The organism is Cryobacterium glucosi, assembly GCF_004402235.1.
Lineage (GTDB): Bacteria > Actinomycetota > Actinomycetes > Actinomycetales > Microbacteriaceae > Cryobacterium > Cryobacterium glucosi.
In genome coordinates, this window is the sequence record NZ_SOFS01000012.1 from 160,914 (window position 1) to 184,700 (window position 23,787).

General features: G+C 68.2%; 23 protein-coding genes. 11 read left to right on the forward strand and 12 right to left on the reverse strand.

Features of this window, described 5'->3' with window-relative positions; translation table 11 throughout:
• Positions 1–67: 67 nt before the first annotated feature.
• Both E3O46_RS03430 and E3O46_RS03435 read left to right on the forward strand, forming a co-directional pair.
• Positions 68–805 carry a phosphatase PAP2 family protein gene (locus E3O46_RS03430; protein ID WP_134446573.1) on the forward strand — a complete coding sequence of 246 codons (738 nt, stop codon included), beginning with the start codon at positions 68–70 and terminating at the stop codon, positions 803–805.
• Positions 802–1,572, forward strand: a complete 771-nt coding sequence (locus E3O46_RS03435) for a phosphatase PAP2 family protein (protein ID WP_241987330.1) — start codon at positions 802–804, stop codon at positions 1,570–1,572. Before E3O46_RS03430 ends, E3O46_RS03435 begins: the two co-directional genes overlap by 4 nt.
• A 25-nt stretch (positions 1,573–1,597) precedes the next feature.
• On the opposite strand, the gene E3O46_RS03440 is transcribed toward E3O46_RS03435, so the two are convergent.
• The 7 genes from E3O46_RS03440 to E3O46_RS03470 all read right to left on the reverse strand — a co-directional run bounded on the left by E3O46_RS03440 (position 1,598) and on the right by E3O46_RS03470 (position 10,461).
• Positions 1,598–2,428: a DUF1206 domain-containing protein gene (locus E3O46_RS03440; RefSeq protein ID WP_174775111.1), complete on the reverse strand. Its 831-nt coding sequence runs from the start codon at positions 2,426–2,428 to the stop codon at positions 1,598–1,600.
• A gap of 46 nt (positions 2,429–2,474) precedes the next feature.
• Positions 2,475–3,812 (reverse strand): class I SAM-dependent methyltransferase, encoded by a 1,338-nt coding sequence (locus tag E3O46_RS03445; protein ID WP_134561110.1) that lies wholly within the window; start codon positions 3,810–3,812, stop codon positions 2,475–2,477.
• On the reverse strand, positions 3,809–5,188 hold the full coding sequence (locus E3O46_RS03450) for an FAD-binding oxidoreductase (RefSeq protein ID WP_134561111.1): 1,380 nt from the start codon (positions 5,186–5,188) through the stop codon (positions 3,809–3,811). Before E3O46_RS03450 ends, E3O46_RS03445 begins: the two co-directional genes overlap by 4 nt.
• 44 nt (positions 5,189–5,232) lie before the next feature.
• Positions 5,233–6,054 carry a hypothetical protein gene (locus E3O46_RS03455; protein ID WP_134561112.1) on the reverse strand — a complete coding sequence of 274 codons (822 nt, stop codon included), beginning with the start codon at positions 6,052–6,054 and terminating at the stop codon, positions 5,233–5,235.
• Positions 6,051–6,875, reverse strand: a complete 825-nt coding sequence (locus E3O46_RS03460) for a heavy metal-binding domain-containing protein (protein ID WP_134561113.1) — start codon at positions 6,873–6,875, stop codon at positions 6,051–6,053. Before E3O46_RS03460 ends, E3O46_RS03455 begins: the two co-directional genes overlap by 4 nt.
• 40 nt (positions 6,876–6,915) lie before the next feature.
• On the reverse strand, positions 6,916–7,854 hold the full coding sequence (locus E3O46_RS03465) for a heavy metal-binding domain-containing protein (protein WP_134561114.1): 939 nt from the start codon (positions 7,852–7,854) through the stop codon (positions 6,916–6,918).
• Positions 7,855–7,989: 135 nt separating this feature from the next.
• Positions 7,990–10,461, reverse strand: a complete 2,472-nt coding sequence (locus E3O46_RS03470; RefSeq protein ID WP_134561115.1) for a glycoside hydrolase family 94 protein — start codon at positions 10,459–10,461, stop codon at positions 7,990–7,992.
• 208 nt (positions 10,462–10,669) lie between these two features.
• On the opposite strand from E3O46_RS03470, the gene arfB reads away from it, so the two are divergent.
• The 3 genes from arfB to E3O46_RS03485 all read left to right on the forward strand — a co-directional run bounded on the left by arfB (position 10,670) and on the right by E3O46_RS03485 (position 13,238).
• Positions 10,670–11,092 (forward strand): alternative ribosome rescue aminoacyl-tRNA hydrolase ArfB, encoded by a 423-nt coding sequence (gene arfB / locus E3O46_RS03475; protein WP_134561116.1) that lies wholly within the window; start codon positions 10,670–10,672, stop codon positions 11,090–11,092.
• A gap of 34 nt (positions 11,093–11,126) precedes the next feature.
• The gene (locus E3O46_RS03480) at positions 11,127–11,600 is read left to right on the forward strand and encodes a GNAT family N-acetyltransferase (RefSeq protein ID WP_134446581.1); all 474 of its coding nucleotides are present in this window, start codon (positions 11,127–11,129) and stop codon (positions 11,598–11,600) included.
• 237 nt (positions 11,601–11,837) lie between these two features.
• Entirely contained in the window at positions 11,838–13,238 is a 1,401-nt protein-coding gene (locus E3O46_RS03485) for an MFS transporter (protein WP_134446582.1), read from the forward strand.
• 11 nt (positions 13,239–13,249) lie between these two features.
• Here E3O46_RS03485 and E3O46_RS03490 read toward each other — a convergent pair whose 3' ends face one another.
• Complete coding sequence (locus E3O46_RS03490) at positions 13,250–13,612, reverse strand: hypothetical protein (RefSeq protein ID WP_134561117.1); 363 nt, start codon at positions 13,610–13,612, stop codon at positions 13,250–13,252.
• 193 nt (positions 13,613–13,805) lie between these two features.
• Between E3O46_RS03490 and E3O46_RS03495 the strand changes: the two genes are divergently transcribed.
• From E3O46_RS03495 to E3O46_RS03505, 3 genes are all read left to right on the forward strand, one after another.
• On the forward strand, positions 13,806–15,776 hold the full coding sequence (locus E3O46_RS03495) for an APC family permease (protein ID WP_370294576.1): 1,971 nt from the start codon (positions 13,806–13,808) through the stop codon (positions 15,774–15,776).
• A 57-nt stretch (positions 15,777–15,833) separates the two neighbouring features.
• Positions 15,834–16,700, forward strand: coding sequence for a DUF4097 family beta strand repeat-containing protein (locus E3O46_RS03500; protein ID WP_166787272.1), 867 nt, complete (start codon positions 15,834–15,836; stop codon positions 16,698–16,700).
• Between the two features lie 83 nt (positions 16,701–16,783).
• Positions 16,784–17,659, forward strand: a complete 876-nt coding sequence (locus tag E3O46_RS03505) for a hypothetical protein (RefSeq protein ID WP_134446585.1) — start codon at positions 16,784–16,786, stop codon at positions 17,657–17,659.
• Between the two features lie 24 nt (positions 17,660–17,683).
• Here E3O46_RS03505 and E3O46_RS03510 read toward each other — a convergent pair whose 3' ends face one another.
• On the reverse strand, positions 17,684–18,646 hold the full coding sequence (locus E3O46_RS03510; RefSeq protein ID WP_134446586.1) for a J domain-containing protein: 963 nt from the start codon (positions 18,644–18,646) through the stop codon (positions 17,684–17,686).
• A 154-nt stretch (positions 18,647–18,800) separates the two neighbouring features.
• Between E3O46_RS03510 and E3O46_RS03515 the strand changes: the two genes are divergently transcribed.
• Positions 18,801–19,451: a DUF1345 domain-containing protein gene (locus E3O46_RS03515; RefSeq protein ID WP_134446587.1), complete on the forward strand. Its 651-nt coding sequence runs from the start codon at positions 18,801–18,803 to the stop codon at positions 19,449–19,451.
• A gap of 33 nt (positions 19,452–19,484) precedes the next feature.
• On the opposite strand, the gene E3O46_RS03520 is transcribed toward E3O46_RS03515, so the two are convergent.
• From E3O46_RS03520 to E3O46_RS03525, 3 genes are read right to left on the reverse strand one after another with little or no spacing between them, the layout of a single operon-like run.
• Positions 19,485–20,330 carry an SMP-30/gluconolactonase/LRE family protein gene (locus E3O46_RS03520; protein WP_134446588.1) on the reverse strand — a complete coding sequence of 282 codons (846 nt, stop codon included), beginning with the start codon at positions 20,328–20,330 and terminating at the stop codon, positions 19,485–19,487.
• Positions 20,331–20,338: 8 nt separating this feature from the next.
• The gene (locus E3O46_RS18160) at positions 20,339–20,503 is read right to left on the reverse strand and encodes a hypothetical protein (protein ID WP_166787273.1); all 165 of its coding nucleotides are present in this window, start codon (positions 20,501–20,503) and stop codon (positions 20,339–20,341) included.
• A gap of 54 nt (positions 20,504–20,557) precedes the next feature.
• Positions 20,558–21,256, reverse strand: a complete 699-nt coding sequence (locus tag E3O46_RS03525) for an SOS response-associated peptidase (protein ID WP_134446589.1) — start codon at positions 21,254–21,256, stop codon at positions 20,558–20,560.
• Between the two features lie 110 nt (positions 21,257–21,366).
• Here E3O46_RS03525 and E3O46_RS03530 point away from each other — a divergent pair, with 110 nt between their 5' ends.
• Both E3O46_RS03530 and E3O46_RS03535 read left to right on the forward strand, forming a co-directional pair.
• Positions 21,367–22,077 carry a hypothetical protein gene (locus E3O46_RS03530; RefSeq protein ID WP_174775112.1) on the forward strand — a complete coding sequence of 237 codons (711 nt, stop codon included), beginning with the start codon at positions 21,367–21,369 and terminating at the stop codon, positions 22,075–22,077.
• 2 nt (positions 22,078–22,079) lie between these two features.
• Positions 22,080–23,717: a DNA polymerase Y family protein gene (locus E3O46_RS03535; RefSeq protein WP_134561118.1), complete on the forward strand. Its 1,638-nt coding sequence runs from the start codon at positions 22,080–22,082 to the stop codon at positions 23,715–23,717.
• Positions 23,718–23,787 lie beyond the last annotated feature (70 nt).

Here is a 23,787-nt window from a genome sequence, read left to right on the forward strand (position 1 = left end):
CACCCACGATCACCGCATGAGCATGGTGACCGGTCGGTGCCCATCAAACGATCCTTTGGCTGGAGTCATGGCCGGTAGTTCAACCGAACGCTCGGATGCAGCGCCCGGCGCGCGTCCTGAACGTGCGGCAACGTCGGGTGCACGCCGCGTCTCCCGCCGGTGGCCGCTGATCAGTGGCCTCGCAGCCGTCGCCCTGGCGTGTGCGCTGGGCGCTCTGATCGCAACGCGTGATCATGGGCTGCCGTTGCCCATCGATGTGGAATGGATGCGGGAACTGGTTGAGAATCGCGAACCCCTCTGGCAGGTCCTTGCACTGACGATGGACTTCCTCGGAGGAGGCGTGGTGGCGACCCTCGTCGTGCCGGCCCTCGTCGCCGTCGCGCTGCTTGTGGCACGACGTCCCTGGGCGGCGGCTTACTACCTGGTCGCGACCATCGTCACCGGAGCAGCCGTCCAACTCCTGAAACAATTCTTCGGGCGCGCACGCCCGGAAAATTTCCTGACGAACCTCGATTTCGGATCTTTCCCATCTGGCCACGTTGCGAATGCCGCGACGATGGCCGCAGTCATTGCGATTCTCCTGCCACGGATCTGGGTTGTGGTCGCCGGGACCGTTTACACGGCCCTCATGATGATCAGTCGCACCTATCTCGGTGCACACTGGCTCACCGATACCCTGGGCGCCCTGCTGCTCGGAATCGGCGTCGCGATTGTCACGTGGGCGCCGCTCGCCGCCAAGCTCGACGGTGAACGCGCACTCGCCAAGGAACGCAGGTCACGATCAGCGAAAGGAATTGCCCCGTGAATCCTCCCCGCACCAACGGCCAGCGGCCTTCCCTGCACGGCATGCGCACCAGATTCATCGCAGAGGAACGCGTGCTGGAGCCCGCCTCTCGCCGGCGATTCTATGTGACGTCGATTGTTCTGGTCGGCTTCGGCGTCGTCTGTTTCACGGCAATCCTCGCCTCCGTCCTGCAGCACAACGGACTCACCGTGGTGGACGCGCCTGTGCAGGACTGGCTCTTCGGTATGCGCTCGCCAACCCTGACCGCGATCATGATCGGACTGGCGATCGTTTTCGGGCCCGTCGCACTTCCCATCCTTCTTCTCGTCGTGTGCGTGGTCTGGGGCATCATAGGTAAGCACGGCCGACGTCCACTCATCCTGGCATCGGCCATGTTGGTCGGAGTCCTCTTGGGGCAGGTGATCGGACATGCGGTGGACCGCCATCGACCGCCGACCGATCTCATGCTCTTCGGCCCCGATCCCTCCTTCTCCTTCCCGTCCGGACACGTCCTGGGCGCATCAGACTTCGTCCTGTTGACCGCGTACCTCGTGTTCTCACGTCGTCGAAGCATCCGTGGAGCAATGGCAGGCTTCGGCTTCGCGCTCCTGTGCATCGTCGCCGCGGCGGTCAGTCGCGTTTATCTGGGCTACCACTGGGCAACGGATGTCATGGCATCCGTATCACTTTCCCTGGTCATTCTGGGCAGCGTGATCGCCTACGACACGTGGCGAAGCCTTCGGGCTTCCGGGGAGCTCCAGATCACGATCCCGCACTCTGCGGAATGACCTGAACCCGCGTGAACCTCAGATGTCAGAGCCGGGCGCGCCAGGCCCTGACGAAGCAGTACAGCCCATAGGCGATCAGACCCGCACCAAGAGCAGACAAGATAGGCCCGCCGTACGGAAGAGCGACGAGGGACCTCAGCGCCCCGTCCAGGCCGGTCGACTGGCTCGGGTCCACGGTGATGGCCGCAACCACGATGAGGACCGCCACGACGGCCAACACGATTCCCTTGGCGACGTAGCCGACGATTCCCAAAGCGAGGACAACCTTTCCAGCCGACCCGCTCGGCACCGAGATATCTGCCGTGAACTTCTGCAACGCACCCTTGCGCACGAAGTAGACCCCGATGGCCAGCACGAGAAGACCCCCGGCCAGGAGGACGATCACGCCTCCTGGCGCCGCAAGAAGCGATGCGCTGGCATCACGGGTACTGCCGGCGGAACTCGTCGCTCCCCCCTGCGCAAAGGTGAAAGCGGTCCCCGCAAGAAGGAAGTAGACAACCGCCTTGCCGACTTCAGTGACGCGCCGGGACCACTGACGTTTGGGGTCTGCGCCGCGCATCAGGAACGCTCCCAGAAGCAGCCAGAGCCCGAGGGCAGCCAGTCCCGCGACCACAACCCACAGAACGAATACTCCGCCCGGGCTCGTCGCGAGCTGCCCGAGAGCACCGGACTGATCTGCACTACCGCTTCCGGCACCAACCGCGATGGCGATGGCTATCGCGGCGATGAGGATGTGCAACAAGCCGTTGACGGCGAAGCCCAGGCGGGCAAGCATCTGCAAAGTGCGGCTGTTCTTTGCTGTGCTGGCAACGCTGGCCGCTGAGTTACTGATCACGGCCTCAGCATAGGACGACATCGGTGGTCCGGACTATCCTTCTTCCCTAACGAACTTCCCCAACGAATCAGGGAGTCCACCAGGGCCGCAGGGGCAGGCTCCCGAGGCCATCACCGTCCGACGGCTTCACCGCAAGGACCTGGTGCAGCTGGATTCCCCCGGTCTCGAAGGCGAGCCGTGAGCCGGCCATGTACAGGCCCCAGACCTTCGCGGTCTGCAGTCCGACGTCGGCGACGGCCTCATCCCAGTGCTCGACGAGGTTGGTGCACCAGTCGCGCAGGGTCAGGGCATAGTGCTGCCGCAGGTTCTCCTCGTGAAGCACCTCCAGGCCGGTGTCCTGTGCGGCGCTGATGATGCGGCCGGAGCCGGTGAGCTCGCCGTCGGGGAAGACATACCGGTCGATGAACCCGCGGGTGGACGCTTCGGAATGGTTGTCCGGGCGGGTGATGCAGTGGTTGAGCAGGAGCCCGCCCTGGCGCAGGCGGGACTGCAGGAACTCGAAGTACGCGGGATAGTTGCGCACGCCGATGTGCTCGAGCAGCCCGATCGACGACACGGCGTCGAAGCCGGTCTCGGCGATGTCGCGGTAGTCGCCGAACCGGACTTCGGCCAGACCGGCGAGGCCTTCCTCGGCGATCGCACGCTGCGCCCAGCCGGCCTGCTGTTCCGACAGGGTCACTCCGGTGGCCCTCACGCCGCGGCGGGCCGCGTAACGCACCATGCCGCCCCAGCCGCAGCCGACGTCGAGCAGCCGGTCGCCCGGCTTCAGCCGCAGCTTCTCGAACACCAGCCGGTACTTGTTCTCCTGAGCCTCGTCGAGGGAGGCGTCCGGGCGCGGGTAGCACGCGCACGTGTAGGTCATCGACGGCCCGAGCACCCACTCGTAGAAGGTGTTCGACACGTCGTAGTGGTGGTGGATCGCCTCGGCGTCCCTGCTCTTGCTGTGCCGGAGTCCCCCGGCGATCCGGCGCCAGCGCGGCGGTGCTTCCAGTTCCGGCGGTTTGATCGGGCGCAGGTGGCCGACTCCGATCGAGCGGATGATGGTGGCCATCACCCGGGGCGACGGCAGCGTGAAGACCAGGTCGCCGGTGAGCGCTCTGAGGAGCTCGTACGGGTCGCCGGGGTGCACCCCGTGGATCTCGAGGTCACCGGCGATATAGGCGCGGGCCAGGCCCAGGTCGCCGCGGCCGGTCGCCAGGTAGGTCGTGCCCCGCGGCGTTCTCAGCTCCAGCCCGAGCGGTGCCTCCGGCGGGCCGGCCGAACTCCCGTCGTAGGCGGTGAAACGGAGCGGGAGCCGACCGCCGGCCAGGATTTCGAGGATCCCGGCGAGGGCGAGCTTCCCCTCCGGCTCCGACGTGCGAGCCCCTTCCGTGGCTTCCGAGGATCGCTGCTGGAATGTGGTCATCGTCGTAACACCGCCTTTGCGTAGAGATCGAGGAGACGCGAATCGGGGTCGTATCGGTCCTTGACGCTCCGATAGACGTCTCCGCCATAGAGTCCGTCGAACTTCTCCGGAGAGTAGTACGAGTCCGAGTACAGCGACTTGTGCCCGTCGAACTCGCCGACCGCATCCTCGATCCGACGGTTCGTCTCCCCCTCGGTCGACCCCACCGGCACCGTCGACCAGAACCCGACGTTGACATACGTCTGTCGCGGCCGGATCGGGTACAGCGGCCAGCCGCCGTCGTCACGCAGCCGCAGCGGGCAGAGCCAGATCGGTTCGATCGGCACAGTGGCCAGAAACCACTCCAGGAACTCCGCACAGCGCTCGATCGGTATCTCGACGTCCTGCACGACACGTTCCCGGCGTGGACGATTCCGCAGCCACTCGAGGCGATCCCCGATCTGGAATCGCTGTTCGTAGCGCATCAGCTTCCCGTAGAAGCTGCTGCGCCGAAGCGTTCGGGGCCAGAGCCTGCGGACGAGCGGACGCTGTGCGCCGAATGCCGCCGAGCACCAGAACCAGTCCGTGTCCCACCGCCACAGGTAGTCGTGGATCGTGAGCCGGTCGACCGTGGTGCCGGCGTCGTGCTGGATGGACCGGTAGTAGATCTTCTGCCCGGTGTAATCGCTCACCGGGCCGGACGCGGCGGTCTGGGCGCCCACGCAGAGGTAGCCTTCGTCGGCGCTGAACACCACGCCGTCGAGGTAGTCGACGCGGTCGCCGTCCAGGTCACCGGTCGCGACGATGCGGTCCATCGCCGCGATGAGGTCGGGGAGCGAGTGGAACCGCAGGTGCCGGATCTCGACGAAGGGGTCAACCTGCTCCAGCTCAATGCGGAGGCGCACCGCGTACCCGAGCGTGCCGTAGGAGTTCGGGAAAGCGCGGAAGAGGTCCTCGTGCTCAGCCGGCGACGCCGTGATGACGTCGCCCGTTCCGGTGAGAATGTCCAGCTCCAGCACCGACTCGTGCGGAAGGCCGTTGCGGAAGGACGTCGATTCGATGCCGAGGCCCGTGACCGCACCGCCGAGGGTGATCGTCTTCAGCTGTGGGACCACGAGCGGAGCCAACCCGAGCGGCAAGGTCGCGGCGAGGAGGTCCTCATAGGTGCACATGCCGGCCACGTCGGCCGTCCGCGCTTCGGTATCGACCGCGATGACGCCCGTCAATCCCGACGTGTCGAGGCCCGGGGCGTCCGACTTCGCGCGTGACCGGAACAGGTTCGAGGTGTGCTTCGCGAGCCGGACGGAGGCCGTCGGCGGGACCGCCCGATAGCTCGCGAGCAGCCGCTCGACGCCGGCGGCGTGAATGGTGTGTGCGTCGATCGAGGGAGTGGACACCCACCCAAGCTAGTCCTCGATCGCCCAGCCCGCACGCATCGCCGTTACGAGAGATCGAGACTGGACCTGGCGAAACGAGCGGAGAGGAACCGGCCGTTGATCAGGAGACCTTCGGCATCATCACGGACGGCCGCGTCGTACATCTCGGTGACGGCCGTCTCGAGAACGGTCAACTGAGCGGCCAGTGCCGTGTCAGGCGTGGTGCCGTCGGCCAAGACGTGATTGTGCGCCCACTCGGCAGGGAGCGCAAGATACGTGCGCAGAGTCTCGGGGAGATACGAGGTCGCCGTTCGCCTGGCCGTCATCTCGGCTTCCAGGTTGCCCGCCAGCCTCGGCAGTGTCTCCAGCAGCAGCCCGGTGATCCGACGGACGGCCGTCACGGCTTCCGGCGGGAGACGGGACTCCACCCGCGCCGGAAGGCTTCTCAGATCGACGTCGAGGGTCGCATCGGCAACCCGTACGTCCGACCCTGTCGACTCGATGCCGAGGGTGTGGAGTGCGTGCGCCGCCGCGGAAGCCTCGCCCGCGGCATCCCCCGCCACGGCGGCGATACGGCCGGCGAAGACGCTGAGCCATTCGCCGAGGGTCAGGGTCCGCCGTGAGATCACGACGCCGCCGGAAACCTTCTGGGCCTGGGCGAGGAACCGGGGTCCCGCGAGGTGAGTGAGGGTCAGGGTCTCACTGTTCGCCCCAAGTCGAATCTCACGGATGGACCCGGGCTTGCCGGCCAGGCGGTCTGCCAGCGAGCGGTTCCGTTCCACCGTCAGGACACTCGCGGCCACCGGTGCGGACAGCGCACGTATGGCTCCGTCGGCGAGGCCGGCCAGAAACGCCTGGGGGTCGGCCGTGGCTTGCTCGAGGGTCACCAGCGGCCACCGTCCGTCAGGGGAAGCACGAGGCTCGGAGTGGCGATGACGTGATCCTCGCGCAGTTCGCGGACCGCGCTTCCGATCGCGAAGAATTCCGTGGTGTGCCCGCCCCACCGGTGCGGCAGCGACAGGAGTTGCACTCCGACGATGCCGTCAGCCGCGAGGGTTTCGGCCTCCGTCTGCATTCTCCCCATGGCCAGTTCGCGAGCGTCGTACAGCGCCTCCGTGAATTGGGTGATCTCGACGTTCGCTCCCAGGCTGCTGAGGGCGGCTATCGTTCCCCGGTGGGCGATGTGATAGACGCAGGTTCCCATCACGAGGCCGAGCGGTGCGTAGCCCGACTGGATCAGGGTCCAGAAGTCCTGGCCGGAGAGGTCCGAGGTGAACGGAAGACCCTTGTTGTTGCGCCAGGTACCGCTCGCCGGGGCGTGGTCTGCCACGACGGCTGTTCCGATGGCCACGAATTCGGCAAGGTTGTTGCCGTAGTCCTTGAACTCGATCTCGAGCCGAACGCCCACGATGCCGTCTGCGCCCAGGGCGTCGGCCTCCGCCTCCATGCGCGTCATCGCGAGTTCCCGAGCGTGGTACATCGCGGCACTGAGCTTGTCGAGCTCCATGTTCTGGCCCCAGCGTCGCGTCTGGATCCCGACGTGGTAGACGCTCGAACCGAGCACGAGTCCCACCGGGCGGAATCCGGCTTGCCGCACCAGGAGGAACTCGTTGACGGACAGGTCGGACGTGAACAGATGCTTCTTGCCGTCGGCCAGGCGCGCCCGGGCGCTCGCCGAGAGGGAGACGCCGGAGAATGGGTCCGTCATGGGGTGGTCGTCCGTTCGCTCGTCGTGGGTGCTGGGGAGATCATCGTTCAGGCGTTCGTGGGCGTTGCGGGGAATCGCGCAGGGGCATCACGGTCAGGGGCGGAGGAACGGCCGACCGGTTCCGCGCGCGCGGCAACGCCATCAGGGTGGTGCCGACGACGACGAATTCGGCGTGCAGGTCTCGCGCATCCGAGCCGCCGCACGCGGTGTCGAACTCGGACAGCGTGGTGTCGGTCACGACGAGATCTGCCGCACCCGTGTGCGTGACCCGGCGCGCGAGCCGCTCCCTGGCTTCGCGCCGCGCCGCCTGGACCAGCCTGGTCATCCCGGTCACTTCGCCGTTGATCCAACTGGTGCGCTGCTGCTGAAGCTGCCAATCCTCATGCTTCGTCGACACGGACATCCCGAGCACGACACTGTGCGGGAGATATCCGGCCAGGAGAGCCGCGGCGCAGTCTTCTCCGCTCAGGTTGGTGTACCAGGGGTCGGCCGCGGATCCGGGAGAAGGCACGAGAGAGGAATCCGTGGAGCGCACGGCCGTACCGAGGGCGCTGAATTCCCAGGCCGTGCCCTCGACGCGGGTGCGACGGATGCGAATGTCAACGACTCCGTGCGCCCCGAGTGCCTGCGCTTCGACGCGCATCCGCTTGAGTGCGCCATACCAGCCGCGTTCGTATGCGCCGACGTAGGGGGCGAAGCTGCCCCAGGTGGACCCGCCGCCTGAGGTCGTCACGGGCGAAACCTGGCCTATCGACGATCTCCCCATCTTCGCCCCCGACGTCCACCAGGCACAACCGCTGCCCTTCCACCCGAGGTTCATGACGGCGCAGCCGAAGACTTCGCCGACGGCGGTCAGCCCGACGCTCTGGATGCTCGCCGCCGCGGCGACCGAGAGCAGCGACCCCGCTGTTCGACTGGCCTTTTGTCCAGCGATGCGGGCATGCGCAGCAGGCGGCAGTCCCCCCGTCCATTCATCCACGTGCTCATATAAGCACCCCGGACCCGGATAGCCAGGCACGTCCGCGGTCGGACACGGTTTATTTCCCGGTGACGCAGAACGCCCGGTGCGCCGGAGACTCTCTCGGGCGCACCGGGCGAATGCCGGCCGGGGTGACTACAGGGTGGCGCGCACCTGCACGACGGCGCCGTCAGGGGCGTACGGCACGGTGCGGCCTTGGATGGCCACTCCGTCGACCTCGAGGCTCGCGCGCGACCCCTCCCTGCCCGAGTTGGCAACGGTGATGACGTAGGTCGCACCGCGGGCCCGGCGAGTGACGGTGAATTCAGCGACGTCCGGTCCGAGCTGCGGGTCGACGACGAGGCCGTCGTAGTCGGTGCGCACGCCCAGGAGGTACTGGGAGACCGTCACGAAGTTCCACGCGGCTGTGCCGGTGAGCCAGGAGTTCTTGGCCTCGCCGTGCCGGGAGGCCTCCTTGCCGGCGATCATCTGCGCGTACACGTACGGTTCGAGGCGGTGCACCTCGGAGATCTCCTCACGGTAGGCCGGCGTGATCTTGCGGTAGTGGTCGAAGGCCTTGGCGCCGCGGCCGAGAACCGTCTCGCCGATGATGACCCACGGGTTGTTGTGGCAGAAGATTCCGCCGTTCTCCTTGTAGCCCGGCGGGTACGTCGAGACCTCGCCGAGTTCGATGCGGTAGCTCTTGTACGCCGGGTATTGCAGTACGAGTCCGTGTGCGGAGCCGAGCAGGCGGTCCACGGAGTCGAGGGCTCGGAACGCGGGGCTTGTAGCGGACGGGGTTCCGTCCGCGTTGTGCTCGACGCCGACGCCGGCGAGGACCGCGAAGCCCTGCGGCTCGATCCAGATCTGGCCCTCGGTGTCTTCGTGGGTGCCGACCTTGTTGCCGTAGAAGTCGTAAGCGCGCAGGAACCACTCGCCGTCCCAGCCGTCGGAGAGCAGCACCTGGCTCATGGTCGCAGCGGCCTTGCGGGCGCGGTCGGCCTGCTGGGTGTCGCCGCCGCGCTCGGCGATGGTCGCGTACTGTCCGGCAGCGAGCACGAACTGGGCCGCGATGAATGTCGACTCCGCGACGCCGCCTGCCTGGTTCTCCGTGGTCTGGAAAGACTCGCCCGGCGTCGTCGAGAAGCAGTTCAGGTTCAGGCAGTCGTTCCAGTCGGCGCGCCCGATCAGGGGCAGGCCGTGCGGGCCGAGGTTGTTGAGGGTGAACTCGAAGGAGCGCGTGAGGTGGGTGTAGAGCGTCTGCGCGAGCGCGTCGTTGTTGTCGAACGGCACGACCTCGTCGAGGATGCTGAAGTCCCCGGTCTCCTTGAGGTAGGCATCCACCCCGATGATCAGCCAGGCCGGGTCGTCGTTGAAGCCGCTCCCGAGCTCGTTGTTGCCGCGCTTGGTGAGCGGCTGGTACTGGTGGTAGGCCGAGCCGTCCGGAAGCTGGGTGGCGGCGATGTCGAGGATGCGTTCGCGGGCGCGGTCGGGGATCAGGTGTACGAAGCCGAGCAGGTCCTGGGTCGAGTCTCGGAAGCCCATCCCGCGCCCGATTCCGGTCTCGAAGTAGGAGGCCGAGCGGGACATGTTGAATGTGACCATGCACTGGTACTGGTTCCAGATGTTGACCATCCGGTTGAGCTTGTCGTCCGGCGAGGTCACGGTGTACGCGGAGAGCAGGGTGGTCCAGTACTCCCCCAGGGCCTCGAACGCGGCATCCGCCTTCTCGGTCGTGTCGAGCCGGGCGAGAAGTTCGTGCGCCCGTGTCTTGTTGATGACCTGCTTGGCATCGTCGGCCCACTTGCCCTGGCCGTTCTCCTCCGTGTTCTCGACATAGCCGACGACGAACACGAGCTCGCGGGTCTCGCCGGGCTGCAGGGTCGAGTCGACCTGGTGCGAACCGATCGGGTACCAGCCGGACGCCATCGAGTTCTGCGCCGTGCCGGCGTTCGGGACCTTCGCCTCGGCCAGGGTCTCATAGAGCCCGACGAAGGTCTCCCTGTCGGTGTCGAACCCGGCGATCTCGGCGTTCACCGAGTACACGGCGTAGTGGTCGCGACGCTCGCGGTATTCGGTCTTGTGGTAGATCGTGCTGCCCTCGACCTCGACCTCGGCGAGGGAGAGGTTGCGCTGGTAGTTGGTCTGGTCGTCCTGGGCGTTCCAGAGGCAGAACTCGAGGTACGAGAAGAGGGAGAAGGTCTTGACGTGGTCCGAGGTGTTGGTGATCGTCACCTTCTGCACCTCGGACGTCTCGCCGAGGGGTACGAAGTACAGGGTGGAGACGCGCAGGCCGCCGCGCTCGCCGGTGATCCGGGTGTACCCCATGCCGTGGCGGGTCTCGAAGAAGTCGAGGTCCTTCTTCATCGGCAGCCAGCTCGGCGTCCAGACGTCGCCGCCGTCGTTGATGAAGAAATATCGTCCGCCGGAGTCGGTGGGAATGTCGTTGTAGCGATACCGCGTCAGGCGACGCATCTTCGCGTCCTTATAGAACGTGTACCCGCCGGCCGTGTGAGAAATCAGGGAAAAGAAATCTTCGCTGCCCAGGTAGTTGATCCACGGGTATGGCGTGAGCGGGGTCTCGATCACGTATTCCCTGGCCTCGTCGTCGAAATGACCGAACCTCATGTGTGCACCTTTGCGATATGCGGAGGACCGGATAGCGACGGGATCCGAAAATATCGGAATCCATCGATGCACCAGACCCAAACCTGTGTGAGAGCGCTCTCATTGGCGCCCACGGCTACCCTAGCAAAGGTAGACCCCGGGGTGCCACACCGCACGCCCACCGGATGCATACCCCGCCGGCTCCACTCTGCTGTGGCACGCTGGGACCATGGATCTGGAGGTGTCACCCGCGCTCACGATTCCCGCATCGGAACTCGGCTGGCGGTTCTCGCGGTCGCCGGGGCCTGGCGGGCAGCACGTGAACACCTCGGATAGCCGCGTCGAACTGTCCTGGAGCGTCGCCCTGTCGCCGTCCCTGTCCGACGACCAGCGGGCAAGGCTCCTGGCGCGACTCGACCGGCGACTCGTCGGCGGGGTGATCACGGTCGCAGCGTCGGAGCAGCGCTCCCAGCTCCGGAACCGCGAGATCGCCCTGGCCAAGCTCGCCGAACTCGTGTCCGCGGCCCTGGCCCCGGATGCCGCTCGCCGCCGGGCGACCAAACCGACCAGGGGTTCGAACCGTCGGCGCCTCGCGGCCAAGGAACAGCGTTCGGCGACGAAACAGCAGCGCCGGAGGCCGTCGGAGGACTAGCGCCGGCCAGCGGGAGGTCCCGTACGCTGGTCGGATGAAGCCGATCCGTCCCGCCGTGCCCGCCGATGTTCCCGAGATCCTTCGGCTGGTCGTCGAACTCGCCGAATACGAACGCGAACCCGACGCGGTCGCGGCGACGGAGGAGGGATTCCTCGCCGCCCTCTTCGGCGACGAGCCCGCGGTCCACGCGTTCGTCATCGACGGCGAGGAGGCCGGTACCCTGGCCGGGATGGCCGTGTGGTTCCTGACCTTCTCGACCTGGGAGGGCGTGCACGGCATCCATCTCGAGGACCTGTACGTACGGCCGGCCCACCGGGGCGGCGGGTATGGAACCGCACTCCTCACCAGCCTCGCGGCACTGTGCGTCGAGCGCGGGTACGCGCGCCTGGAATGGGATGTCCTCGACTGGAACGCGCCCGCGATCGGCTTCTACGAGTCTCTCGCCGCCCGGCCCCTCGACGGCTGGACGACGTACCGTCTCGACGGCGCAGCGTTGCGGCGCGCCTGAGCCCGCGCATCCGCTTCACCGGCCCGGTCCCGGACGTCGACTAGACTCGGTCCAGACTTCCGGTCGCTGATAACTTCAGCGAACGGACGAGCGCTGGTTGAGACAGTGCAGGAAGGCCCCCGGATTCGTCCGGGGGCCTTCTCTTTTGCCTCGGCTCGGACTTCTTATTCTGGAATGGGAATGCGGAACCGTCGGCGCCGATTACATCCCTCGTACCGAAATGACGACGGAGGCCGCATGAGCACGACTGAAGTAGGTTTCCGATCCGCGCGCGGCCCGATCCTGATCGCCCTGATGCTGACGACGGGGCTCGTGGCGATCGACGCGACGATCCTCGCCACAGCGGTGCCGACGATCGTCGGCGACCTCGGCGGATTCGCCCAGTTTCCGTGGCTGTTCTCGATCTACCTGCTCGCGCAGGCCGTCTCCGTGCCGGTCTACGCGAAACTCTCGGACACGCTCGGCCGGAAACCGATCGTGATGATCGGCATCGGACTGTTCCTTCTCGGGTCCGTGCTCTGCGGCCTGGCCTGGAGCATGCCTGCGCTGATCGCATTCCGGGCGATCCAGGGCCTCGGCGCCGGCGCCGTGCAGCCGATGGCGATCACGATCGCCGGGGACATCTACACCGTCGTCGAACGGGCCAAGGTGCAGGGCTACCTCGCAAGCGTTTGGGCGATCTCCTCGGTGGTGGGACCGAGCCTCGGCGGGATCTTCTCGCAGTTCCTGTCCTGGCGCTGGATCTTCTTCGTGAACATCCCGCTGTGCCTCATCGCTGCCTGGATGCTGCAACGCACCTTCCACGAGACCGTGACGGCCCGCCGGCACCGCGTCGACTACCTCGGCGCCGTCCTCCTGACGACGGCACTCACTCTTCTGATCCTCGCGGTCCTCGAGGGTGGTCAGGCCTGGGCCTGGGATTCCGTGCCGAGCATCGCGGCCTTCGCGACCGGGGCCGTGCTCCTCGTCCTGTTCGGGTTGGCGGAGCGTCGTGCCGCAGAACCGGTGCTGCCGCTCTGGGCGTTCAGCAGGCGCCTGCTGCTCAGTACCGCGTTGATCTCGGTCGGCGTCGGCGCGATCCTGATCGGGCTGACCTCCTTCGTTCCGACCTACCTCGAAGGCGTGCTCGGCACGCCGCCGCTCGTCGCCGGACTCGCTCTCGCCGCCCTCACGGTCGGCTGGCCCATCTCCGCGGCGCTGTCCGGCCGGTTCTACCTCAGGATCGGCTTCCGGAACACGGCGCTGATCGGCGTGTCCATCGTCCTGTTCGGCGCCCTGCTCCTCGCGGGGACGGCCGGCACTCCGATGGTGGTGGTGACCGCGCTGAGCTGCTTCGTCGTGGGCCTCGGCCTCGGCCTCGTCGCAACACCCACGCTCATCGCGGCGCAGTCGAGCGTCGAATGGGACGAGCGCGGCGTCGTGACCGGCGCGAACCTGTTCTCCCGGTCCATCGGCAGTGCCGTCGGTGTCGCGATCTTCGGCGCAGTGGCGAACGGGATCATCGGCTCGTCGGCATCGGGCGTGCGGGATGCCGCGAGCGTTCAGGCGGCATCCGTCGCCGTCTTCGTCGCGGTCGCCATCACCGCCGCGCTGACCGTGGTCGCCGCGGTGTCGATGCCCCGGCGCGCCCGGGCCTGAGGCCGATCCGGTCAGGGGGTCTCGTCGACGATTCCGATGAACCGGGTGCCGACACCGTCGACCTCTGTACGGCTGAGACCGGCGGCAGGCTCCGGCAGTTCGTCTGCGCCATGGTCGTCACACGTGAGGTACGTGAAGGCCGGCCACCACTTCTTCGGGCGGGCCGCCTCCGAGAAACCGCAGACGTCGCAGCGGAGCTCGACCCAGACCGGTTTCTTGCCCGTGCGGTTGGCCCGCGACTGCACCAGCCAGTCCGGCGGGTTGTTCTCAATCTCGGCCAGTTCCGCTTCGGTCAGGCGCGAGGGAAGGTCGTGTCGCTGCGCCATCTCGAGCGGAATATCCAGTCGCAAGGCGGCCATTCGTCTCGTAGTCATCGTGTTCAAGGATAGTCGCCGCCGGCCGGGTCTGGTCCGCCGACATCACCCGGGACGGTACCCCGGACGACATCCCCGACACCACCGCGGTATCCGGCGTCAATTCGGTGCTGAGGAACGTGCCAGCAGGCCTTTCGTGCGCGTAGGCTGATCCCTGCACTACGCGACCTCCAGACCAGTAAGGGCCCCTCGTATGCCTCACTCCTCGACGGAGGCCGGCTCCACCGCGGTTCCCCGACCCGTCACCACCCGGCGGGACCGTCTTTCGCACTGGCTCCTTCAGGACAGTGAGCGCCCGCACCAGGGTCCGCACGCCCGCACAGCGGAGAAGACGCACAGCTGGTGGCGCGTCATGTGCCTCACCGGCGTCGACTACTTCTCCACGCTCGGCTACCAGCCGGCCATCGCCGCGCTCGCGGCCGGCCTGCTCTCCCCCTTTGCAACGATCGTCCTCGTCCTGCTGACCCTGCTCGGCGCGCTCCCCGTGTATCGCAGGGTCGCCCGCGAGAGCTTCAACGGCTCCGGGTCCATCCACATGCTCGAACACCTCCTGCCCTGGTGGGCGGGCAAGCTCTTCGTCCTGGCCCTGCTCGGCTTTGCGGCCACCGACTTCATGATCACGATCACCCTCTCCGCGGCGGATGCCACGGCACACGCCATCGAGAATCCCTTCGCCCCCGAATGGTTCCACGGCAACGAGATCGGCATCACCCTCGCCCTGATCTCGCTCCTCGCGATCGTGTTCCTCAAGGGTTTCAAGGAAGCGATCGGCATCGCCGTCGTGCTCGTCGGCGTCTACCTCGCGCTCAACCTCGTGGTCGTGTTCGTCTCCCTGGCGCAGATCGCGAGCCGGCCGGTGATGATCACCGACTGGTGGAGCGCGCTCAACGCCCAGCACGGTGATCCGCTGATCATGGTCGGGATCGCCCTCATCGTCTTCCCGAAGCTCGCCCTCGGCCTCTCCGGCTTCGAGACCGGCGTCGCCGTGATGCCGCAGATCACCGGCGACCCGACGGACACACCCGAGCGTCCCGCAGGGCGCATCCGCGGCGCCGGCCGCCTGCTGACGACGGCCGCCGTGATCATGAGCGGCTTCCTGATCCTGACGAGCTTCATGACGACGTTCCTGATCCCCCAGGCCGAATTCCAGCCGGGCGGGCAGGCCAATGGGCGCGCGCTCGCGTACCTCGCACACGAGTTCCTCGGCCCGGTGTTCGGAACCGTGTACGACGTCAGCACGATCTGCATCCTCTGGTTCGCCGGGGCGTCCGCCATGGCCGGACTCCTCAACCTCGTGCCCCGGTACCTGCCGCGCTACGGCATGGCACCGCAGTGGGCTCGCGCCGTGCGGCCGCTCGTTCTCGTCTTCACCGCGATCGCGTTCATCATCACCGTCGTCTTCCAGGCCAGCGTCGACGCCCAGGGCGGCGCATACGCGACAGGCGTTCTCGTGCTGATCACTTCGGCGTCCGCCGCTGTGACCCTGTCCGCCCGCAGGCAGGGCCAGCGCAAGCGGACGATCGGCTTCGGAGCCATTTCCCTCGTCTTCGCGTACACGACCGTCCTCAACGTCATCGAACGCCCGGACGGCCTGCGCATCGCCGGGCTGTTCATCGCCGGGATCCTGCTCATCTCGCTGATCTCCCGGGTACGCCGGTCCTTCCAGCTTCGGGCGACATCCGTGGCCCTCGACGAGAGGGCCCTCGCTTTCGTGAAAGCGGATGCCGCCGACGGCGCAGTCCGGGTCATCGCGAACGAACCGGACGACGGCAGCGAACACGAGTACCGGCACAAGGACCGCGACGAGCGCCGGTACTCGCACATTCCCCGCGACTCGCAGACCATCTTCCTCGAGGTGCACGGCACCGACTCCTCCGAGTTCGAGGAGGACCTCCTCGTTCGCGGCGTCGTCAAGCACGGCTACCGGGTCCTCGAGGTCTACAGCGGCAACATCCCCAACACCCTGGCTTCCGTGCTCCTCGAAATTCGCGACGTGACCGGCATCGTCCCCACGATCTACTTCGAGTGGACAGAGGGCAGCCCGATCTCCAACATGGCCAGGTTCCTGTTCTTCGGAAACGGCGAGGTCGCCCCGGTGACCCGCGAGGTGCTCCGCGTCGCCGAGCGCGACGTCAAGCGCCGTCCGGCGGTGCACGTCAGCTGACCGCTGCCCAGGCCTCGCTCCGTACCGGGAGGGCAGGACACGGGTATGGTCTGCTGCATGAACGCGAGCGCAATGCCGCCGGAACGTCCACCGGTCCAGCCCCGAACGCCGGTGCCGCCCCAGCCGGCCGTGCCCCCGCAGCCGGATCGGCGCCGCGGAGGGCGGGCAGGCCTCATCGTCGCCGTCGTTGTGCTCGGCGTCGTCATCCTGGCCGGGGCCGCACTGCTCATCCTTCTTCTGACCGGCGGCGCGGTCGGCACGCCCGTCCATCTCGCAGCGGATGCCGAGGCCGGGTCGAGCGTGGCTGTCCGGGTTCCGAACTCCGCCATCCGCTTCGAACCCAGCCCCGATTCGCAGGTGCATGTGCGGGCAGACGGCAGTTCGCTCGGCGCCACGCCGACGCTGGCGATCACAACGGCGAACGGCGTGACCGAGGTCACCGGCGGGTGCCCGAGCCAGTGGCTCGGCTTCTGCTCCCTGAACATGACGGTGGCCCTCCCTGCTGCACTCTCCCTCACCGCGGACGGGGTGAACGGGCAGATCGAGGCGTCGGCACTCACCGGCGCGCTGAGGCTGACGACCACGAACGGAGCCGTCGAGACGACGGGTACGCTCGGCCGGGTGGAGGTCCACACCACCAACGGCGCGATCAGGGTGCGCGATGCCGGTTCCCGCCGCGTGGTCGCCACGACCACGAACGGAGCCGTCGAGGTCGATTTCCGGGATGCCCCTGAGGCCGTCGAGGCCCGCAGCACCAACGGTTCGATCACGGTGCGCATGCCGGCAGCCGGACTCTCCTACCTCGTCGACGCGCGGACGACGAACGGGAACGTCGACACAGGCTCCGTCCCGAGCGATCCCTCCGCACGGCGCACGATCATCGCCCAGACCACCAACGGTGATGTGCGCGTCACGACCGGCTGACGCCCGTCGACGGGCGGCCGCGCACCGGGCGGGCCGTGCACCGGGTTGGCCGTGCACCGGGCGGCCCATGAAACAATGGAGCCATGCCAGACAGCCTCCCTCCCCTCGGCCTCCTCCTCGACGTCGACGGGCCGATCGCCAGTCCGGTCACCCGAACGATCCGGCGCGACAGCATCATCGCCGACCTGATCACGCTCGCGGCCGCGAACGTGCCGATCGCCTTCATCACCGGCCGGTCGGCGCTCTTCATTCGCGAGCAGGTCATCACGCCCCTCCTCGCGGCCGGCCTCCCGGAGACCATGCGCATGTACGGTGTCTGCGAGAAGGGCGCCGTCTGGTTCCCGATCACCGCAGCGGGAATGGGCGACGTTGTCGTCGACCCGAGCGTCGCACTGCCTGCGGCCGCCGTCGACGCGATCCGTTCGCTCGTGCACGACCGTTTCGCCGACACCATGTTCTTCGATGAGACCAAGCAGGCCATGGTCTCGGTCGAACAACGCACGGATGCCGCAGACTCCGACTACGCGGCGGCCGCTGCCGACTTCAACGAGGCCTCATTCGCGATCCTCACGGGCCTCGGGCTCGGGGTCCGCTTCGGTGACCGGGTCTCCCCGGACGCGTCGGGTGCTGTGCCGTTCCGGATCGATCCCACGATCATCTCGACGGACATCGAATCCGTCACCCTCGACAAAGACCACGGCGCCGAACGCGCCCTCGCCTTCTTCGCCGAGACCGGCCCGCTCCCCCGGGTGTGGCGCTCCGTCGGCGACTCACGCAGCGACTACCTGATGGCCGACCACCTGCACACCGCCGGGTACGAGGTCGCCCACGTGGATGTGCGCCCGTCCGACGGGGTCCTCGAGCGACCGTACCCCGTGATCATCGAGGGTGACCTGATCCACGACGCCGCCGGCGCGAACTTCCTGGCCTACTGGGTCGACACACTCGGCCTGCGCTAGACCCGGGCCGAGTGGCGCGGGCCGCTAGTCGGTGACGAAGCGGATGCCGTCCTGCAGGCGGCTGCGCAGGTCGAACACCTTCTCGAAGCTGCCCCGATCCATCCCCGGCAGCCCCTCGCGCAACAGGCCGACGAGCCGCGACCGCGGAATGATGACGACCGTGGGACGCCGGCCGCGGCCGGGTACCGCAAGCGGGTCGGACAGGGCGTCGTCGGGGAGCACGACGACGAGGGCGGTGAAGCGCACGCCAAGGGCGCGCGAGAGCGCCCGCGCGGCATCCTCGAATTCATGAACGGGACGGTCCTCCGGCCGGAGGGTCTCCGCGAGGAGCTCGCCGCGCCGGAGTTCGACGGAGGCGCCCCAGTCCTCGGAGAGGATTGCGAACAGCCCGGCGGGGCCGAGGACGACATGGTCGATCGGGTCGGGGTGGGAGCCCGCGAGCACGTCGTGCCAGGCCGTGTAGCCGATGCCGAGCAGGGACACGAGGTGTGCCGTCGATTCCTGGGCGAGGGCGCGGGCCAGGCAGTGCCGGATCTCGCGGGGCGCGGAGCGGACGAGCTGGGGCGCGTACGGATCGTCGATGACGGTCCCGCGGCCGACCCACTCGCGCAGGAGCTCGAGGTACCGTTGCCGGGCGTGGCCCCCCGGGTGTCCGTACATCCGCGCACGCGGACCTGTCGCCGCCGACGAAGCGCGCGCCGAGCCTGCGGACGAACCGGAACCGGACGAACCGGAGGCGGAGCCGGTGTGCACGGTCCCGTGCTCGTTGTCCGGGTACCGGCGCCTGTCGTAATCGGCCCGGCTCTCGGGATTGCCGATCCGTTCCCACGCCACCTGGACGGCCTGGAAGTCGGCGGCGCGACCCCCGACATCCGGGTGGGTGAGACGCAGCCTCTTGCGGTAGGCGCGTCGCAATTCCTCGCTGGTCGCCTCAGGGCTCACGCCCAGCACCTCATAGGGTGATGCCGCCGCCGGGCTCTCTGACATCCTCGCGGTCTCTTTCGTTCGATCGTGTGCGGCAAGCCGCCGTCCGGGGTCTGACCTGTGTCAGACGTTCTCTTCACCTTATCGACCGTTTCTGTCATCTCGCCCCACCCGAGCCGCTCACGGGATCCTGACGGATCTGTGGGACGATCGGCCCATGAAGACCTGGGAACGCCTGACGGTGCGTCGCTCGAGCACCCGCCTGATCGTGATGGCCGTGATCGGCCTTGCCGCCGGGGTGGTGGCGTCGATCGGGGGCGACTGGGTGCTCGCCCCGATCGTGGGCTGGGCAGCGGCCTGCGTGACGTTCATCGCCTGGGTCTGGATCGTGATCGGGCCGATGGACGCCGCGACGACCGCGACGCATGCGACCCGTGAGGACCCGTCCCGGGGCGTGTCCGACCTGCTCGTGCTCCTGATCAGCCTCGCGAGCCTCGGCGCGCTCGGCCTTCTGCTCGTCGAAACGCATTCCACGACGGGAGCAGCGCAGGTCGTGCTGGCCCTGTTGTCCGTGCTGAGCGTCGTGCTGTCCTGGACGCTTCTGCACACCTTGTTCACCCTCCGCTATGCCCGGCTCTACTACGAGGGGGCGGATGGCGGGATCGAATTCAACCAGACAGCGCCGCCGAGCTACGGGGACTTCGCCTATCTCGCATTCACCCTCGGCATGACGTTCCAGGTGTCGGACACCAACCTGAAGACACACATCATCCGGATGACGGCGCTGCGCCACGGCCTGCTGTCCTACCTCTTCGGATCCGTGATCCTTGCGACGATGATCAACCTCGTCGCCGGGCTGCTGCACTGAGCCCGGCTTCGGGCCAGGCGCTGGGCCGGACGTTCAGCCGGCGAACGCGCGCACGGGCAGGCCGGTGACCCCGGCATCCACCCGGAACAACGATCCGGCGAGTGCCTCTTCCCCGTCGTCGAGGCCTTCCCGTGACGTCGTGATGAAAAGCTCGTCCAGGTTCGGTCCGCCGAAGGTGCACGCGGTGACGCGGCTTGCGGCGACCTCGACGACCTCGTCCAGGCGGCCATCCTGCGTGTAGCGATGCACGGCGCTGCCGCCGTAGAGTGCCACCCAGACCCCGCCGTCGCTGTCGACGGTGAGACCGTCGGGAAAGCCGGACTCCGCCGGGATCTCGACAAAACTGCGCAGGCCCGTCAGGCCCGTCTCTGCACTGTAGTCGAACACCGCGACCCGGCCCGTCGCGGTGTCGTTGTAGTAGGCGAGGGAGCCGTCCGGGCTCCAGTCCAGCCCGTTGGAGATGGTGAGGCCGGTCAGGACGACCTCGACCGAGCCGTCCGGGTCGAGGCGGCGGAGGGAACCGGCGCCCGGGTACTGGTCGAACGCCATCGAACCGCAGTAGAACCGGCCGTCCGGGTCGCAGCCGCCCTCGTTGAGTCTCAGGAGCGGATCGCTCCAGAGCTCCCCGAGTTCGGTGATCGTCCCTTCGGCATCCTCGAGGGCGAAACCGCGCTGCAGGGCCAGGACGGCGCCGCCCGCGCGGCGCGGCCGCACGGTCACGACCATGCTGCCGACGTGCCTGCGATGCACGGTGTCACCGTCCAGCGAGAGGATGTCTCCCGCGAACATGTCGAGCCAGCGCAGGCCGCCCCAGGACGGGGACCATACGGGGCCCTCACCGTGGAAGGCGAGGGGATCGGTACGCTGTTCGGCCTGCACGGGGTTGCTCAGTCGCGCAGGATCTGGACGGGAATCGCCACGGCGAGGGCCACGCAGAGGATCCCGCCGAAGAAGATGGGCAACTGGCCCGCGGTGACCGTGAAGGCGAACCCGAAGAGCCACAGTCCGAAGACGAACACGGCCATCGCGACGATGAAGGCGACAATTTTCATAGGGGTCCTTTCGACACCGGCCCGGCCGTTCCGTGCCATGACGAGCGTAGCCGCTCAGGCGACCGGTTCGATGAGTTCGGGCCCGTCGCCGATGAGGGGCGCAACCTCGTGGAACCGCAAACCCTCCACGGATTCCGCGGAGGCGGCCACGGCCGCGTCCACGAACTCCTGGTCGCCGACCGTGTGCGGGTCGAGCCACTGGTCCCAGGTCTCCTCCGGGAGCACGACGGGCATCCGCTCGTGAAGGCCCCGGAGACGGCCACTCGACTCCTGGGTGAGGATCGTGGCGCTCAGCACCCATCGCGCCGGGTCGTCTTCCGTGAGGGCAGGGTTGCGCCACCACGCGTAGAGACCGGCGAGGGCCAGGGGCAGCCCATCGTCCGAGTGAACGAAGTACGGGGTCTTGACGGTGCCTTCGGTGTGCCATTCGTAGTAACCGGTGGCGGGCACGAGAGCACGCCGCGATGCGAGGGAGGGCTGGAAGGTGGGCTTCTCCCCCACCGTCTCCGACCGGGCGTTGAACGTCGGGAACTTCGACACGAGCGCCGACGCGAAGGACGGAACGAGCGACCAGCGCGCAGACTCGATCCTGCGCACGACGGCGCCTGATTTCGCCGACTCGAGCACGATCGGAATCCGCTCGGTTGGCTTGATGTTCCACGACGGTTCCGGGAGGTCCTCGCCCTCATGCTCGACGTCGAACATCGCGGCGAGGTCCGGCGCCGTGTCCGTGATGATGAATCGACCACACATGGTCTCAGGCTAGCGCGGCCCACCGACAACCCTCTCCCCGGGCATCGGCCGTGCATCCGCCCGCCCCGGATCGTCTTGACTTAATCGAATGTCTGTTCGAATATGGTGGGGTGTCCAGTTTCCCCGTCCCCCGCAGCGGACCCGACCCGCGAGAACTCGCGGCCGGGTTGCAGGCGCGCATCCGCGGGATGGAATCCACTCGGGCGGGACTCGAAAGCCGCCAGGCGGCAACGGGATTCGCCGGCCTCCTGCCGGGCGGCGCGCTCAGGCCCGGGTCGGTCTACACCGTGGACGGCTCCGTCTCCCTCATTCTCGCGCTCCTCGCCGGGCCGTCCCAGGCCGGGTCCTGGTGCGGGATCATCGGGCTGCCCGACCTCAGTCCCGAAGCGGCGACGAGCCTCGGCATCGACCTCACGCGCCTCGTCCTGGTCCCTGCGCCGGGCGACCAGTGGCTCACCGTCACGGCGGCCCTCGCGGACGTTCTCCCCGTCGTCGCGGTGCGACCGACGCGGCGGGTCTCGGAGGCGGAGGCCTCCCGGCTCGCCGCCCGGCTCCGGCAACGCGGGTGCACACTCCTCGTCGCCGGCGATTGGCCGCAGGCCGAGGCGAGGCTCTCCGTGCGCTCAAGCACCTGGACCGGGCTCGGCGACGGTCACGGTCACCTCACGGGACGCGAGGTGACCGTCGCGGCGTCCGCGCGCTCCGGCGCACCCCGCACCGCACGGATGTCGCTCGCCGGCGGCCCGGCGGAGGCAGAGTCCGTCGACCCGCCCCGCCTCGGTATCCCCTTCGGCGCGCACCGGTACAGCGAGGCGGTCTGACAATGACAGCACTCACCGGTACGACAGTGGGGCACCCGCACGGACCCGAGCGCACCCTGGTGCTCTGGTGCCCCGACTGGCCCGTGACGGCGGCCAGGGTGCGCGCCGGGCTCCCGGAGGACGTGCCCCTCGTGCTCGTCGACCGCGGCATCGTATTTGCCTGCTCGCCGGCGGCCCGCACGACGGGCGTGCGGAGAGGACTCGCCGCCCGCGAGGCCCAGTTCCGCTGCCCGGAGCTCGTCGTGCTCGGCTACGACCGCGTACTCGACGACCGGGCCTTCGAACCCGTCATCGAGCGGCTCGAGGACACGACACCCGGCGTGCAGGTCCTGCGTCCCGGACTCTGCGCCATCCGCTCCCGCGGGCCTGCCCGGTTCTACGGCAGCGAAGAGGCGGCCGCGGACGCCCTCGTCGCGTGCGTCGCGGGGCTCGGGATCCCCGGCGCCCGGGTCGGCATCGCGGACGGCGCCTTCGCCGCGGAACAGGTCGCCAGGGACCAGGCCCCCACCCCGGTCAGGGTGGTTCTCCCCGGGGGGTCAGCGGCCTTTCTCGCCGTCCGCCCGGTCACGACCCTCGTCGACGCCGGGCTCATCGACAGGGACCTCGCGACCCTGCTGCGCCGCCTGGGCGTGCACACGCTGAGGGACTTCGCGGCGCTCCCCGCCGACCGGGTGCGGCACCGGTTCGGAGCGGCAGCGGCCCGCGCCCACCGGATCGCAGGGGCGGCGGACGATGGCCGAGTCGTTCCCCGGGTCCCTCCCCGCCACCGGGAGGTGGCCTTCGACTGGGAACCTCCCCTCGACAGGGTCGACCAGGTCACCTTCGCCATCCGGGCGGGACTCGACGCCTTCGTCGGCGACCTCGCCGCCTCGCGCCTGGTCTGCACCGAAGTCACGATCGAGGTGTGCACCGAGGCCGCGGCGGGGGCAGGAGCCGTGCACACGCGTTCGTGGCGGCATCCGCGTTGGTTCACCGGCGCGGACATCGCCGACCGGGTGCGGTGGCAACTGCAGGGGGCCGGCCCCGGTGCGAGCGAGCTCGAAGCCGCCATCACCCGGGTGCGGATCATCCCCGAACGCGTGGACTCGACAGCCGATCACGAGCAGGGTCTCTGGGACTCCGGGCCAGACGAGCGGATCCACCACGCGCTCACCCGGGTCCAGGGCCTGCTCGGGCACGACGGGGTGCTCACCGCAATCAGTGCGGGCGGCCGGCTACTCAGGGACCGCCGGGTGCTCGTTCCCTGGGGCGACGCCGTCCCCGTCGTCCCCGCCCAGCCGGCCTCGGCACGCGAACGCACGGCCACGGCGCCCTGGCCTGGCAGCCTCCCCGGGCTCTCCCCCGCGACCGTTTTCCTGGAATCGCCGTCGGTCCTGCTCCACGCCACGGACGGCGCTGCCGTCGGCGTCGACGAGCGGGGCATCCTCTCCGGGACTCCTGCCGCCTTCTCTCAAACCGGGCGAACCGACGACCTGTCCCCTGTCACGGCCTGGGCCGGACCCTGGCCGCTCGTCGAACGCTGGTGGGATCTCGCCAGGGCGCACCACGGCCATCGCCTCCAGCTCGTGGACGGATCGGGCGCGGCCTGGCTGCTCCTGCTCGAGTCCGCCCGCTGGGTTGCGGAGGCCCGGTATGACTGACGACGGAACCACTGGGAACGGTATGGCTGAGAACGGTATGGCTGACAACGGTATGACTCAGAACGGAACC

Excerpts from the sequence above, each read along its gene's own strand:
- E3O46_RS03480 (WP_134446581.1), top strand. The coding sequence starts at position 11,127 with ATGAAGCCGATCCGTCCCGCCGTGCCCGCCGATGTTCCCGAGATCCTT.
- E3O46_RS03460 (WP_134561113.1), bottom strand. The coding sequence starts at position 6,875 with ATGACGGACCCATTCTCCGGCGTCTCCCTCTCGGCGAGCGCCCGGGCG.
- arfB (WP_134561116.1), top strand. The coding sequence starts at position 10,670 with ATGGATCTGGAGGTGTCACCCGCGCTCACGATTCCCGCATCGGAACTC.
- E3O46_RS03510 (WP_134446586.1), bottom strand. The coding sequence starts at position 18,646 with ATGTCAGAGAGCCCGGCGGCGGCATCACCCTATGAGGTGCTGGGCGTG.
- E3O46_RS18160 (WP_166787273.1), bottom strand. The coding sequence starts at position 20,503 with ATGAAAATTGTCGCCTTCATCGTCGCGATGGCCGTGTTCGTCTTCGGA.
- E3O46_RS03470 (WP_134561115.1), bottom strand. The coding sequence starts at position 10,461 with ATGAGGTTCGGTCATTTCGACGACGAGGCCAGGGAATACGTGATCGAG.
- E3O46_RS03515 (WP_134446587.1), top strand. The coding sequence starts at position 18,801 with ATGAAGACCTGGGAACGCCTGACGGTGCGTCGCTCGAGCACCCGCCTG.
- E3O46_RS03485 (WP_134446582.1), top strand. The coding sequence starts at position 11,838 with ATGAGCACGACTGAAGTAGGTTTCCGATCCGCGCGCGGCCCGATCCTG.
- E3O46_RS03525 (WP_134446589.1), bottom strand. The coding sequence starts at position 21,256 with ATGTGTGGTCGATTCATCATCACGGACACGGCGCCGGACCTCGCCGCG.
- E3O46_RS03490 (WP_134561117.1), bottom strand. The coding sequence starts at position 13,612 with ATGACTACGAGACGAATGGCCGCCTTGCGACTGGATATTCCGCTCGAG.
- E3O46_RS03445 (WP_134561110.1), bottom strand. The coding sequence starts at position 3,812 with ATGACCACATTCCAGCAGCGATCCTCGGAAGCCACGGAAGGGGCTCGC.
- E3O46_RS03495 (WP_370294576.1), top strand. The coding sequence starts at position 13,806 with ATGCCTCACTCCTCGACGGAGGCCGGCTCCACCGCGGTTCCCCGACCC.
- E3O46_RS03500 (WP_166787272.1), top strand. The coding sequence starts at position 15,834 with ATGAACGCGAGCGCAATGCCGCCGGAACGTCCACCGGTCCAGCCCCGA.
- E3O46_RS03440 (WP_174775111.1), bottom strand. The coding sequence starts at position 2,428 with ATGTCGTCCTATGCTGAGGCCGTGATCAGTAACTCAGCGGCCAGCGTT.
- E3O46_RS03535 (WP_134561118.1), top strand. The coding sequence starts at position 22,080 with ATGACAGCACTCACCGGTACGACAGTGGGGCACCCGCACGGACCCGAG.
- E3O46_RS03430 (WP_134446573.1), top strand. The coding sequence starts at position 68 with ATGGCCGGTAGTTCAACCGAACGCTCGGATGCAGCGCCCGGCGCGCGT.
- E3O46_RS03505 (WP_134446585.1), top strand. The coding sequence starts at position 16,784 with ATGCCAGACAGCCTCCCTCCCCTCGGCCTCCTCCTCGACGTCGACGGG.